Annotated in this window: 13 protein-coding genes; 9 read left to right on the plus strand and 4 right to left on the minus strand. The window is 64.5% G+C overall.

Going from position 1 to position 13,072, the window contains the following annotated elements; translation table 11 throughout:
* Window positions 1-122 precede the first annotated feature (122 nt).
* Together J3485_RS06320 and J3485_RS06325 are read right to left on the minus strand one after the other, a co-directional pair.
* Window positions 123-959 carry an alpha/beta fold hydrolase gene (locus J3485_RS06320; protein ID WP_206951670.1) on the minus strand — a complete coding sequence of 279 codons (837 nt, stop codon included), beginning with the start codon at window positions 957-959 and terminating at the stop codon, window positions 123-125.
* Window positions 956-2,326: an O-acetylhomoserine aminocarboxypropyltransferase gene (locus J3485_RS06325; protein ID WP_206951671.1), complete on the minus strand. Its 1,371-nt coding sequence runs from the start codon at window positions 2,324-2,326 to the stop codon at window positions 956-958. The genes J3485_RS06320 and J3485_RS06325 overlap by 4 nt, the downstream gene beginning before the upstream one ends.
* Window positions 2,327-2,508: 182 nt before the next feature.
* Between J3485_RS06325 and J3485_RS06330 the strand changes: the two genes are divergently transcribed.
* The 3 genes from J3485_RS06330 to aroC all read left to right on the plus strand — a co-directional run bounded on the left by J3485_RS06330 (window position 2,509) and on the right by aroC (window position 6,116).
* Entirely contained in the window at window positions 2,509-2,970 is a 462-nt protein-coding gene (locus J3485_RS06330) for a CBS domain-containing protein (RefSeq protein ID WP_206951672.1), read from the plus strand.
* Window positions 2,971-2,974: 4 nt separating this feature from the next.
* On the plus strand, window positions 2,975-4,912 hold the full coding sequence (locus J3485_RS06335; RefSeq protein WP_206951673.1) for an MFS transporter: 1,938 nt from the start codon (window positions 2,975-2,977) through the stop codon (window positions 4,910-4,912).
* Window positions 4,913-5,015: 103 nt separating this feature from the next.
* Window positions 5,016-6,116 carry a chorismate synthase gene (gene aroC, locus J3485_RS06340; RefSeq protein WP_206951674.1) on the plus strand — a complete coding sequence of 367 codons (1,101 nt, stop codon included), beginning with the start codon at window positions 5,016-5,018 and terminating at the stop codon, window positions 6,114-6,116.
* Between the two features lie 49 nt (window positions 6,117-6,165).
* Here the strand turns inward: aroC and J3485_RS06345 are convergent, their stop codons facing one another.
* Entirely contained in the window at window positions 6,166-7,839 is a 1,674-nt protein-coding gene (locus tag J3485_RS06345) for an electron transfer flavoprotein-ubiquinone oxidoreductase (protein WP_206951675.1), read from the minus strand.
* 204 nt (window positions 7,840-8,043) lie between these two features.
* On the opposite strand from J3485_RS06345, the gene J3485_RS06350 reads away from it, so the two are divergent.
* Window positions 8,044-8,823 carry an SDR family oxidoreductase gene (locus J3485_RS06350; protein ID WP_206951676.1) on the plus strand — a complete coding sequence of 260 codons (780 nt, stop codon included), beginning with the start codon at window positions 8,044-8,046 and terminating at the stop codon, window positions 8,821-8,823.
* Between the two features lie 92 nt (window positions 8,824-8,915).
* On the plus strand, window positions 8,916-9,347 hold the full coding sequence (locus tag J3485_RS06355) for an acyl-CoA thioesterase (protein WP_206955679.1): 432 nt from the start codon (window positions 8,916-8,918) through the stop codon (window positions 9,345-9,347).
* Between the two features lie 43 nt (window positions 9,348-9,390).
* On the opposite strand, the gene J3485_RS06360 is transcribed toward J3485_RS06355, so the two are convergent.
* Window positions 9,391-9,933, minus strand: coding sequence for a PAS and helix-turn-helix domain-containing protein (locus J3485_RS06360; RefSeq protein WP_206951677.1), 543 nt, complete (start codon window positions 9,931-9,933; stop codon window positions 9,391-9,393).
* Window positions 9,934-10,184: 251 nt separating this feature from the next.
* Here J3485_RS06360 and J3485_RS06365 point away from each other — a divergent pair, with 251 nt between their 5' ends.
* The 4 genes from J3485_RS06365 to J3485_RS06380 all read left to right on the plus strand — a co-directional run bounded on the left by J3485_RS06365 (window position 10,185) and on the right by J3485_RS06380 (window position 13,039).
* Window positions 10,185-10,889 (plus strand): CoA transferase subunit A, encoded by a 705-nt coding sequence (locus J3485_RS06365; RefSeq protein WP_206951678.1) that lies wholly within the window; start codon window positions 10,185-10,187, stop codon window positions 10,887-10,889.
* 1 nt (window position 10,890) lies between these two features.
* The gene (locus J3485_RS06370) at window positions 10,891-11,532 is read left to right on the plus strand and encodes a CoA transferase subunit B (protein WP_206951679.1); all 642 of its coding nucleotides are present in this window, start codon (window positions 10,891-10,893) and stop codon (window positions 11,530-11,532) included.
* A gap of 155 nt (window positions 11,533-11,687) precedes the next feature.
* On the plus strand, window positions 11,688-12,617 hold the full coding sequence (locus tag J3485_RS06375) for an alpha/beta fold hydrolase (protein WP_206951680.1): 930 nt from the start codon (window positions 11,688-11,690) through the stop codon (window positions 12,615-12,617).
* 68 nt (window positions 12,618-12,685) lie between these two features.
* The gene (locus tag J3485_RS06380; RefSeq protein WP_206951681.1) at window positions 12,686-13,039 is read left to right on the plus strand and encodes a RidA family protein; all 354 of its coding nucleotides are present in this window, start codon (window positions 12,686-12,688) and stop codon (window positions 13,037-13,039) included.
* Window positions 13,040-13,072 lie beyond the last annotated feature (33 nt).

Genomic DNA, 13,072 nt, shown 5'->3' on the forward strand with positions numbered 1-13,072 from the left:
CCGCTTCCGCGAAGGCGCCCCGGCTGACGAGAACTATTGTCCGGCGATTGCGGCGAAGGCGCAACTCGACCGTTCGGCCTAGTGGCACCTTGTTCGGCACCTTGTTCGCGGCACGCGTATCGTCAGGCGTGTCGTGGTTGGGTGGTCAACCGCGCGAACGAAAACAGCGCGTCGAGCGTCGCGTCGGGCTGCTCGCTCATGAGCGCGTGGCCGGCGTCGAGCGTGACCACGTCAACGGACGTGCTCGCGGCTTCGAGCGTGTCGACAAGGGCGCGCGTGGCGCGTGCCGGCGTCATCATGTCCTTCGCCCCGAGGACGAGCCGCACGGGGCAGCGCACCTGCGCAGCCCGTTCGAGGCCATGCGCATAGCTGTTGCAGGCTGCGAAGTCGGTATGGAACAGATGCGGTTCGCCGCTCGCCGAAACGCGCTCCATCAGCCGCTGGTTGATCCCGTGGAGCCACGATCCCGGAGCGGGGCAAGACGGTTTGGCGGCGATCGTCGCGTGCGACCAGCGGTTGACGAGCTCGATCGCGTCGGGCTCGCGATTGAGCGCGGCATCGAGCAGCGCGTCGGAGACGACCATCGGCACGGCCGTCGCGACGAGCGCGACACCTAGTGCGCGCGCGGGGTATCGGCTGGCGAAGTCGAGCGCCACGAGCGAGCCCATGCTGTGCCCGAAGACGAGCGCGCTTGGCGCGCCCGCCGCGTCGAGCAAGGCGGCGAGCCAGTCGGCCAGTGCCTCGATCGTCGTTTTCGCCGGCCCTTCGCTGCGGCAGTGGCCGGGCAGGTCGACGGCGAGCACGTTCAAGCCATGATGCGCAAAGTAGCGGCTTTGCAGCGCCCAAACACTATGATCGTGCTGGGCGCCGTGCACGAATACGGCTGTCGGTAGCGCCGGATCGAACGGCTTTCCGCCGGTATAGGCATAGGCGGCTTTGCCTTGGACGATCAGAATCATGCCGACTCCTTCTTCGCGGGTGCGTCTGCGGCACCGGAGCCAGGGGCCGACTTCGAGGCGGGCTTCGAGGCGGGCTTCGCGGCAGGTTTGGCCGCGGCCTTGATGGCGCGCTTGAGGTCGTCGATCAGATCGTCGGGATCCTCGAGGCCGATTGACAGCCGGATCGTCCCTTCGGTGATGCCTGCCGCCGCGAGCGCGGCGGCGTCCATGCGGAAATGCGTCGTCGATGCGGGGTGGATGACGAGCGAGCGCGCGTCGCCCACGTTGGCGAGGTGGGAGAACAGCGCCAGCGTCTCGATGAAGCGGCGGCCCGCCGCGCGATCGCCGCGCAGGTTGAAGCTGACCACCGCGCCGGCGCCGCGCGGCAGCAGGCGCTTGGCCAGCGCGTAGTCCGGATGCGACTCCAGCTCGGGGTACGCGACCGATTCGACGGTCGGTTGCGCGGCGAGAAATTCGACGATTTTGCGCGTGTTCGCGACGTGCCGCTCCATCCGCAAAGGCAGCGTCTCGATGCCCTGCAGCAATTGCCAGGCGGCTTGCGGATGCAGGCAGGCGCCGAAATCGCGCAGGCCTTCGCGGCGGGCGCGCAGCAGGAACGGCGCGACGGTGCTTTCCTCGGCGAACACCATGCCGTGAAAGCCCTCGTAGGGCTCGGTGAATTCGGGAAAGCGGCCCGAGCGGGCGAAATCGAAGGTGCCGCCGTCGACGAGCACGCCGCCGATCGTCGTGCCGTGGCCACCTAGGAATTTCGTCGCCGAGTGATAGACGAAATCGGCACCGTGCTCGAAAGGCTTGATGAGGAACGGCGTCGTAAACGTCGAATCGATGAGTAGCGGGATGGCGTGCGCGTGCGCGATTTCGGCGAGCGCCGCGATGTCGAGCACGTCGAGGTTCGGGTTGCCGAGCGTTTCGCCGAACAGCAGGCGCGTGTTCGGGCGTACCGCCGCGCGCCAGGCGTCGAGGTCGCCCGGCTTGACGAACGTCGTTTCGATGCCGAAGCGGCGCAGCGTGTAGTGCAACAGGTTGTGGGACCCGCCGTACAGCGCGCTCGAGGCGACGATATGCGATCCGGCGCCCATCAACGTGACGATGGCCAGATGCAGCGCGGCCTGGCCGCTGGCCGTGCCGATCGCGCCGGCGCCGTTCTCGAGCGCCGCGACGCGTTCTTCGAACACGGCGACGGTCGGATTCGAGATGCGCGAGTAGACATGGCCCGCGCGCTCCATATTGAACAGGGCGGCGGCGTGGTCCGCATCGCGGAAGACGAAGGCCGTGCTTTGATAGATGGGCGTGGCGCGCGCGCCCGTCGCGGGATCGGGGGCCGCGCCGGCGTGCAGCGCGAGCGTATCGAAGCGGTTGGCGGACATGACGTCGGCCGGGCAGGCCCGGCGAAGGTTGCGGTGGCGGCAATCGTAACATTGGCCGGTGCCCGCACGGCGCCGTCGCCGCGCTGTGCGCCGGCCGTCCGGCCAACGGGCGCCTCGCTTTCCTTTTGCAGGCCTTTCCGCTAGGATCGACCGATCCATGTAAGCATCACCGGGAGACAGACATGAGAGTCAGCGACATCCTGAAGGTCAAGGGCAACACCTTGTACACGGTCACGCCCGACACGGCGCTGCACGAAGCGGTGGATACGATGGCCGAGCGCGACATCGGCTCGCTCGTCGTCATGGAGTTCGGCGATCTCGTCGGCATGCTGACATTCCGCGAGATCATCCTCACGCTCAAGCAAAACGACGGCGGCGTCGGCACGACCACGATCCGCAAGGTCATGGACGATCATCCGATCACCTGCACGCCGGAAACGGACGTCAACGAAGTGCGGCGCATCATGCTCGAGCACCACGTCCGCTATCTGCCGGTCATGGAGAACCGCACGCTGATGGGCGTGATCTCGTTCTATGACGTTGCCAAGGCCGTCGTGGAAGAGCAAGGCTTCGAGAACCGCATGCTGAAGGCCTACATCCGCGACTGGCCCGAGGAAGGTGCCGGCCCCCAGGAGACCCGCTGAGCGCATGAGTGACCGTCCGTTGCCCGCTGCCTCGTTGCCGCGCCGCGCCCCGCGCGAAAACCACTCTCAATTCGCGCTCTTTCGCGAGCGGCGGTTCGCACCGTTCTTCTGGACGCAATTTCTCGGCGCGCTGAACGATAACGTTTTCAAAGTCGGTTTCAGCTCGCTCGTGACTTATCAGACGGCGCGTTTTTCGGGCGTCGACGCGAAGACCGCCGCCTTCCTGATTTCGGCGATCTTCATCGTGCCGTTCGTGCTGTTCTCGGCCACATCCGGGCAGATTGCCGACAAGTACGACAAAGCGACGCTCACGCGTTTCGTCAAGACGTTCGAGATCGTCGTCATGCTGATCGGCGGAGCCGGTTTCGTCACGCATCACGCATTGCTGCTCTACCTCTGCACGTTCCTGATGGGCGTTCATTCCACGTTGTTCGGCCCCGTCAAGTACGCGTACCTGCCACAGCACTTGGACGATCGCGAACTCGTCGGGGGCAACGGCCTCGTGGAAATGGGTACGTTCGTGGCGATCCTCGTCGGCACGATCATCGGCGGTGCCGCCGCGGCTTCGCCCGAGCACGGCGGATGGGTGCTGGCCGGCATGTGTCTGGCCGTGGCGCTCGCGGGGCGTTCGACCTCGAGCCTCGTGCCCGTCTCGCCGGCTTCGCAGCCCGATTTGCGAATCAACTGGAACCCGTTCACGGAGACTTGGCGCAACCTCGCGCTGGCGCGCACGAATCGCACCGTGTTCCTGAGCTTGCTCGGCATTTCGTGGCTCTGGTTCGTCGGCGCCACGTTCCTCACGTCGTTTTTCAGCTACGCGAAAGATGTCCTATCAGCCAATCCCGACGTCGTCACGGTGCTGCTGGCCACGTTTTCGCTTGGAATCGGGACAGGCTCGATGCTGTGCGAGCGGCTCTCGAAGCGGCGCGTGGAAATCGGGCTCGTGCCGCTCGGCTCGATCGGGATCAGCGTATTCGCGCTCGATCTCTATTGGGCGAGCCACGCGTTGCCGCCAGTTGGGCGGCTCATCGGCGTCGGCGAATTTCTCGCACACGCGCGCCACTGGCGCATCCTCGCCGATCTCTTCTTGCTCGCGATGTTCGGCGGTTTCTACAGCGTGCCGCTGTACGCGTTGATCCAGAGCCGCTGCCAGCCCACGCACCGCGCGCGCATCATCGCCGCGAACAATATTCTCAACGCTTTCTTCATGATCGTTTCGGCGCTGATGGCAATCGCATTGACGTCGCTCGGCGTGAGCATTCCCGGCATTTTTGCGGTCACCGCGCTGCTCAACGTGGTCGTCGCGGCCTACATCTATTCGCTCGTGCCCGAATTCCTGCTGCGTTTCGTCGCGTGGCTGCTCGTGCACACGTTCTATCGAATTCGTCTCGTTCATGCCGAACGGATCCCCGAGGAAGGCGCGGCCGTGCTCGTCTGCAATCACGTGAGCTATGTCGACGCGGTCGTCATCATGGCGGAAAGCCCACGGCCGATTCGGTTCGTCATGGACCATAGAATCTTTCGCTCGCCGTTTGCCGGCTGGTTGTTCCGGCACGCGAAAGCCATTCCTATCGCGCCTGCCCACGAAGATCCGGCGATGTTGGAGAGCGCCTACGAGGCTTGCGCCAAGGCGTTGGCCGATGGGGAACTCGTTTGTATTTTCCCGGAGGGCAAGCTCACGCGCGACGGCGAGTTGAACATGTTCCGCCATGGGGTGACGCAGATTCTCGAGCGTACGCCCGTGCCCGTCATTCCGATGGCGCTGCGCGGCCTTTGGGGCAGCGTGTTTTCGCGTCATTCCGATGCGCATGTACCGCGACCGCTTCGGAAGGGCGTCATGAGCCGGCTCACGCTGGCCGTGGCCGAGCCGCTCGACCCGAGCGCGGCCACACCCGAGGTGCTACAGGGGATCGTCGCGCAATTGCGTGGCGAGCGCCGCTAGCGCGTCGCGGGGCGGCGGCATGCATGAACGGCAATAGGACGTCTCGGACGCAGGGCAAGGCATAATATCGGCTTGCTCATTCAATATTTCTGAGGCCACATCCATGTCCGGCAACACTCTCGGCACGCTCTTCACCGTCACGACGTTCGGCGAGTCGCACGGGCCGGCCATTGGCTGTGTGATCGACGGCTGTCCCCCGGGGATGGCAATTTCCGAGATCGATATCCAAGGCGAACTCGATCGCCGCAAGCCCGGTACGTCGCGGCACGTGACGCAGCGCCAAGAAGAGGACAAGGTCGAGATTCTCTCGGGCGTATTCGAGGGCGTCACCACGGGCGCACCGATCGCGCTGCTGATTCGTAATACCGATCAACGCAGCAAGGATTACGGCAACATCGCCGAAACCTTCCGTCCAGGCCACGCCGATTACACCTACTGGCAAAAGTATGGCGTGCGCGATTACCGCGGCGGCGGGCGTTCGTCCGCACGGCTGACGGCGCCGACCGTTGCCGCCGGAGCCGTTGCGAAGAAGTGGCTGAGCGAGACGTTCGGTGTCGAAGTGCGCGGCTATATGAGCGCGCTCGGTGAAATCGAGATTCCGTTCGTCGATTGGTCGCACGTTCGCGAAAACCCGTTCTTTGCGCCGAATGCCGAGGTCGTGCCTCAACTCGAGGCCTACATGGACGCACTGCGCAAGGATGGCGATTCGATCGGCGCGCGCATCGACGTCGTGGCCACGGGCGTGCCGGCCGGCTGGGGCGAGCCGCTGTTCGATCGTCTCGATGCCGACATTGCCCACGCGATGATGGGCATCAACGCCGTGAAGGGGGTCGAGATCGGTGCGGGATTCGCGAGCGTCGCGCAGCGCGGCTCGGTGCACGGCGACGAGCTGACGCCCGAGGGTTTCGTCGGCAATCATGCGGGCGGCGTACTGGGCGGTATCTCGACAGGACAGGACGTCACCGTCTCGATTGCGATCAAGCCGACTTCGAGCATCCGCACGCCGCGCCGCTCGATCGACAAAGAAGGCAAACCGGCGGTCGTCGAGACGTTCGGGCGGCACGACCCATGCGTCGGCATTCGTGCGACGCCGATCGCCGAGGCGATGCTGGCGCTGGTGCTGATCGATCACGCCTTGCGTCATCGCGCGCAATGCGGGGACGTACGCGTGGCGACGCCGAAAATCGCGGGCAGCGCACCCTGACCGCCCGCATTCCGCTGCATAGGGCCGCGACGCGCGCGGCCCCTCGCCCTCACATATTCGCGTAGTTCGGCCCGCCGCCGCCTTCGGGCGTCACCCAAACGATATTCTGCGTCGGGTCCTTGATGTCGCACGTCTTGCAATGCACGCAGTTCTGCGCATTGATAACGAGCCGGTCGCCCCCCTCCTCGTTCTTCACGAACTCATACACGGCCGCCGGGCAGTAGCGCCCTTCGGGGCCCGCATAGGTACGCAGATTCACCTCCACCGGCACCGCTGCATCCTTGAGCGTCAAATGCGCCGGCTGATTTTCCTCGTGGTTCGTGTTCGAGAGGAACACCGACGAGAGCCGATCGAACGTGAGCTTGCCGTCCGGCTTCGGATAGACGATCGGCGTGCACTGCGAGGCCGGCTTGAGCATCTCGTGATCGCGATGCCGATGATGCAGCGTCCACGGCACCTTGCCACCGAACAGCTTCTGCTCGATCCCGACCATCAGCGTGCCCAGATAGAGCCCCTTGCTCATCCACTGCTTGAAATTGCGCGCACGGTTCAGTTCTTCATGCAACCACGATTGCTTGAACGACTCGGGGTAGGCCGCCAGCTCATCGCCTTGGCGGCCCGCCTGCACCGCGTCGAACGCGGCCTGCGCCGCCAGCATGCCGCTCTTGATCGCGGCGTGGCTGCCCTTGATGCGCGAGGCATTCAAGAAGCCCGCGTCGTCGCCCACGAGCGCGCCGCCCGGGAATACGAGCTTGGGCAGCGATAGGATGCCCCCGGCCGTAATCGCGCGTGCACCGTACGAAATGCGTTTGCCGCCTTCCAGGAACCGGCGGATCTCGGGGTGCGTCTTGTAGCGCTGGAATTCCTCGAACGGCGACAGGTACGGATTCGTATAGCCCAGGCCGACCACGAAGCCCACCATCACCTGGTGGTTGTCGATGTGATAGAGGAACGAGCCGCCGTACGTTTGCGTATCGAGCGGCCAGCCGGCCGTATGGATCACCAGCCCCGGCTGATGCTTGGCCGGATCGATTTCCCACAGTTCCTTGATGCCGATGCCGTAGACCTGCGGGTCGGCCCCTTGCTCGAGCTTGAACTTCTCGCTGAGGCGGCGGCCCAGATGGCCGCGCGCGCCTTCGCAGAACAGCGTGTATTTCGCGTGCAGCTCCATGCCGAGTTGGAAATTCTCGGTGGGCTCGCCGTCCTTGCCGATGCCCATGTTGCCCGTCGCCACGCCCTTGACCGAGCCGTCGTCGTGATAGAGCACCTCCGCTGCGGCGAAGCCGGGGAAGATCTCGACGCCCAGCGCCTCGGCTTGCTGCCCAAGCCAGCGCGTGACGTTGGCCAGACTGATGACGTAGTTGCCGTGGTTCTTGAAATTCTCGGGTAGCGCCCAGTTCGGCGTCTTGACAGAACCTTTCTCAGTGAGAAAGAGGAAACGATCTTCCGTCACCGCAACGTTCAAAGGCGCACCTTTCTCCTTCCAATCGGGAATGAGCTCGTCCATGGCGCGCGGGTCCATCACGGCGCCCGAGAGGATGTGCGCGCCGATCTCCGACCCCTTCTCGAGCACGCACACGCCCAGCTCGACGCCTTTGTCTTGCGCGAGCTGCTTGAGCCGGATGGCCGCGGACAGACCGGCGGGGCCTCCGCCGACGATCACGACGTCGTATTCCATCGACTCGCGAGGGCCATACTGCTCGATCAGACTTTCAGGGGTCATTGAGGCTCCTTAGCCATTAGAATGCTTTTTTTCGGTTCGTATTGTCAGCGAACAGTAGGGACGCTGCAACCGCGCGAATCAAGATTAGCACGATCGTTCTATTTATATGATAGAGTCGCGGCTCGACAAGCGGCGGCCGTTTCGTTGCTGTATGTTCCGCGTTCGATCGCGCATCGCACAACTTCATCGACTAAAGGAACGAGAATGGGCCGTTCGATCAACCTAGAGGGTAAGGTCGCGCTGATTACGGGCGCGTCAAGCGGTCTCGGCAAGCGCTTCGCGCTCGTGCTGTCGCAGGCGGGGGCGAAGGTGGTGCTGGCGAGCCGGCGCGTGGAGCGCTTGAAGGAGTTGCGCGCCGAGATCGAGGCTTCGGGCGGCGCGGCGCACGTGGTGTCGCTCGATGTGACCGACTATCAAAGCATCAAGTCGGCCGTCGCGCATGCGGAGACCGAAGCGGGCACGATCGACATTCTCGTGAACAACTCGGGCGTATCGACGACGCAAAAGCTTACGGACGTCACGCCGGCGGACTACGAGTACGTGTTCGATACGAATGCGCGCGGCGCGTTCTTCGTCGCGCAGGAAGTGGCGAAACGAATGATCATGCGCTCGGGCGGCGCGGCTCAGAAGCCGGCCTACCGCATCATCAACATCGCGTCGGTGGCCGGGCTGCGCGTGCTGCCGCAGATCGGGCTGTATTCGATCAGCAAGGCGGCCGTGGTCCACATGACCCGCGCGATGGCGCTCGAATGGGGACGGCACGGCATCAACGTGAACGCCATTGCACCGGGCTACATCGATACGGAGATCAACCATCACCATTGGTCGACCGACCAGGGGCAGAAGCTCTTGGCGATGCTGCCGCGGCGGCGCGTGGGTCGGCCCGAGGATCTCGACGGCTTGCTATTGCTTTTGGCGGCCGACGAATCGCAATTCATCAACGGCGCGGTCATCGCGGCCGACGACGGGTTCGGGCTCGCCTAACGAGGCCCGTCCGTCGCCAACCCGCTACGTCGACGTTGCGCCGGATTTTCTGTTGGAAGTGTTCTTTGGAAGTGGAAGAAGTAAAAGTGACGATCAACGATTATCAGGGCGTCTTCGAAATGTCGATGCCGATCCGCTGGGGCGACATGGACGCGTTCGGCCATGTCAACAACACCGTGTACTTTCGCTACATGGAGCAGGTGCGGATCAGTTGGTTCGAATCGATCGGCATCATGGGCGGCGCCGAGCAAGGGCAGGGGCCCGTCATCGTCAACGCTGCGATGGAATTTTTGCGGCAACTGCACTATCCGGGCGACGTGGTCGGGACGATGTCGGTGGGTAAGCCGGGGCGCAGCAGCTTCGATACAGGTTTCGAACTGCGTCGCGCCGACGATCCGGGCACGGTCTATGCGCGCGGCACCGCGCGGTGCGTGTGGATCGATTACGCCGCGGGCAGCTCCGTGCCGATGCCCGAGCGTCTGCGCGCGCTGCTCGAACATCCCCATCTCGTGATTGCGGGCTGACGCTTGCGTCGGCCGGTCGCCCGCATGTACGCCGCGCGCGCCGCTACCCGAGCAGCCGTTGCATGAGTTCGGTCGCATTGCCCGTGCCGTACTTGCGCATGAGCCGCGCGCGATAGATGTCCACCGTGCGCGAACTGATGTCGAGCGCGCGCCCGATCTGCTTGCTCGTTTTGCCCGTTGCGAGTTGCGCGGCCACCTCCCGCTCGCGCGGCGTGAGTTCGACGGCGACGCGCCGCGTTGCGCTCAGATCCTCGAACGTCCACACGCCTGCCGCGAGCGGGGCTTGGCGCTCGAGCGCGCGGCCCGTCACGTGGCACCAGAACAGCTCGCCGTCGGCGCGCTTCATGATCCGATCGTCGGCGTAGCTGCCTTGGGCCGTCATGATCGGCCCGATGCGCGCGCCGATGCGCATGAACTCGTCCGACGACGGATAGAGCACCTCGAAGGAGCGGCCGATGAGCGCCGGGCGGTCGCATCGGAAAATGGCGGCGACGGCATCGTTGCAATCTTCGATAACGCGGTCGCGCGACAGCACGAGGCCGATCGGCGCCAAATGGAAGGCGGTCTGATAATCGATTTTGGGCATGGTTCGCGGCAGGCCGGCAGTCGGCGCACGGGGCTTTCGCTTATGTATTTTTGCGTATTGTGCCGCAAGCGCCGGCCATCGTACCCTTTGGAGCATTAAACCGAGCACGGCGACGCGTGTCTGAAGCTGAAGCGATGTCAGGCCAACGGATGCGCGCTCGACGACTAAAATGGGCATCGGTTGCATTCGATGCCGGTTCAGTGCTCGTGCCGATCCGGATTTCGGATTTCCATCATGGAAGGGACACTCAGATGAATAAAGTCTATCCAAGCGCGTCCGCGGCGCTCGAAGGCATCGTCAAGGACGGCCAGACGTTTGCCGTCGGCGGCTTCGGCCTGTGCGGCATTCCCGAGGCGTTGATCGCGGCCCTGCGCGAAACCGGCGTCAAGGGCATCACTTGCATCAGCAACAACGCCGGCGTCGACGGTTTCGGCCTCGGGGTGCTGCTCCAAACGCGCCAGGTCAAGAAGATGATCTCGTCGTATGTGGGCGAGAACAAAGAGTTCGAACGCCAGTTTCTCGCGGGCGAGCTCGAACTCGAGTTCACGCCGCAAGGCACGTTGGCTGAAAAGCTGCGCGCGGGCGGCGCGGGCATTCCGGCGTTCTTCACGGCCACGGGCTTCGGCACGGTCATCGCCGAGGGCAAGGAAACGCGCCAGTTCGGCGAAAACCACTACGTGCTCGAGCATTCGCTGACGGCCGACATCGCGCTCGTGAAGGCGTGGAAGGCCGACAAGTCCGGCAATCTCGTCTTTCGCCGCACCGCGCGCAACTTCAACCCGATGTGCGCAATGGCCGGCCGGATCACCGTGGCCGAGGTCGAGGAAATCGTCGAGGTGGGCGAACTCGATCCCGATGCCATCCACACGCCGGGCATCTTCGTGCAGCGCATCGTGCTCAATGCGCATCCGGAAAAACGCATCGAACAACGCGTCGTGCGCGCGAAAGGAGACTGACATGGCTTGGACTCGTGACGAGATGGCCGCGCGCGCGGCGAAGGAGCTGCAAGACGGCTTCTACGTGAACCTGGGCATCGGGCTGCCGACGCTCGTGGCGAACTACGTGCCGCCCGGCATCGACGTCTGGCTGCAATCGGAGAACGGCCTGCTCGGCATCGGCCCGTCGCCGACGGAAGAGGAACTCGATGCGGATCTGATCAACGCCGGCAAGCAGACGATCACGACGTTGCCCGGTTCGTCGATTTTTTCGTCGGCCGATTCGTTCGCGATGATCCGCGGCGGGCACATCAATCTGGCGATCCTCGGCGCGATGCAGATCAGCAAGAACGGCGATCTGGCGAACTGGATGATTCCGGGCAAGATGATCAAGGGCATGGGCGGCGCCATGGATCTGGTGGCGGGCGTCAAACGCGTCGTCGTGCTGATGGAGCACGTGGCCAAGGGCGACCAGCACAAGATTCTCGAAAGCTGCACGCTGCCGCTGACGGGCGTGGGCGTCGTCGATCGGATCATCACGGATCTGGGCGTCATCGACGTGACCGACGCGGGCTTGACGCTCATCGAACTGGCGCCGGGCGTGACGATCGATGAAATCAAAGCCAAGACGGGCGCGCCGCTCGATACGAGTGCGGTGCATTGACGCGGGGCGATCTCGCGGCGGGTCATGAGCGCGAGAAAGGCTCGGGCCGCTCGCGCAGGTAAGATGAAACGGGTGAGGCGAGTGCTTCGCCCGTTTTTGTTTGCACGCCCGGCAGCGAGCGGGCACGCGCGTAGAACCTTCATAAGGACGATCCCATGAGCGAATCGACCGTTGCCGCTGTTTCTCTCGGTGCCGTCGCGCACGAAGCCGTGCCGCGCGAGCGCGAGGTCATCTGCGCGAATCCGACGGGCTTGCACCGCATGGCCTATACGGAATGGGGCGATCCCGACAACCCGCGCGTGCTGGTTTGCGTGCACGGGCTCACGCGGTCGGGGCGCGACTTCGATCGCGTGGCCGCGGCGCTGTGCGATACCTATCGCGTCGTGTGTCCCGACGTCGTCGGTCGCGGGCGCTCCGATCGGCTGCCCGATCCGAATCGCTACGTCTTGCCGCAGTACGTGGCCGACATGGTGACGCTGATCGCGCGTCTGAACGTCGAGACCGTGGACTGGTTCGGCACGTCGATGGGCGGGCTCATCGGCATGACGCTGGCCGGTTTGCCGGGCTCCCCGGTGCGCAAGCTGCTCGTCAACGACATCGGGCCTCGCATCGAGCCCGACGCGCTCGTGCGAATTGGCGGCTACGTCGGCCAAAACGTGCGCTTTGCGACGCTCGAGGAAGGGATCGAGCATGCGGCTGCGCTGGCGGCGACCTTCGGGCCGCTCAGCGCCGACGAATGGCGCGAAATCAACGCGCCGCTGTTGCGGCAGTGCGAGGACGGTGCGTGGGAGTTCCGCTACGATCCGGCGATCGCCGTGCCGTTCGGCGCCTCGACGCCCGAAGCCGGTGCCGCGGCCGAGGCGGTTCTGTGGCAACTTTTTGGAGCGATTGCGGGGCCCGTGCTCGTGGTGCGCGGGGAGCAATCGGATTTGCTTTCGCGCGAGACAGTGTCGAAGATGGTCGAGCGCGGCCACGCGGTCGAGTCCGTCGAGATCGCCGGCGTCGGCCATGCGCCGGCGTTTTTGGATCCCGAGCAGATCGCGGTTGCGAGGCACTTCTTCGTTCGAGACGCGGGCGAGTCATAATAGCGATCTGCGGCGCTGCTCGAGGCGGCGCCCGATCGGCCCACTCTTCTACCGAACAGGGACTTCAAATGGCAGTCATTCGTCATCACGTCGGCAAGCGCCTCTCGGAGATCGCGATCCACAACGGCACCGTCTACCTCGCCGGGCAGATCGCCGAAGACACGGCGCCGGACATCGGCGGGCAGACGCGCGAAGTGCTCGGCCACATCGACCGCCTGCTCGCGGAGGCCGACAGCGACAAGTCGCAGCTTCTGTCGGTGCAGATCTATCTATCGGACATGATTCATTTCGGCGGCATGAACGCCGTATGGGACGAGTGGGTCGCCGAGGGCGCCACGCCGCCGCGCGCGACGGTCGAGGCGAAGTTGGCCAATCCCGATTGCCTGGTCGAAATCGTCGTCGTCGCGGCCCAGCGGAGCTGATCGCGCTTCAGATGCGAATAGAGTCTCGCATGA

The sequence above is a fragment of the Trinickia acidisoli genome (genome assembly GCF_017315725.1).
Taxonomy (GTDB): Bacteria; Pseudomonadota; Gammaproteobacteria; order Burkholderiales; family Burkholderiaceae; genus Trinickia; species Trinickia acidisoli.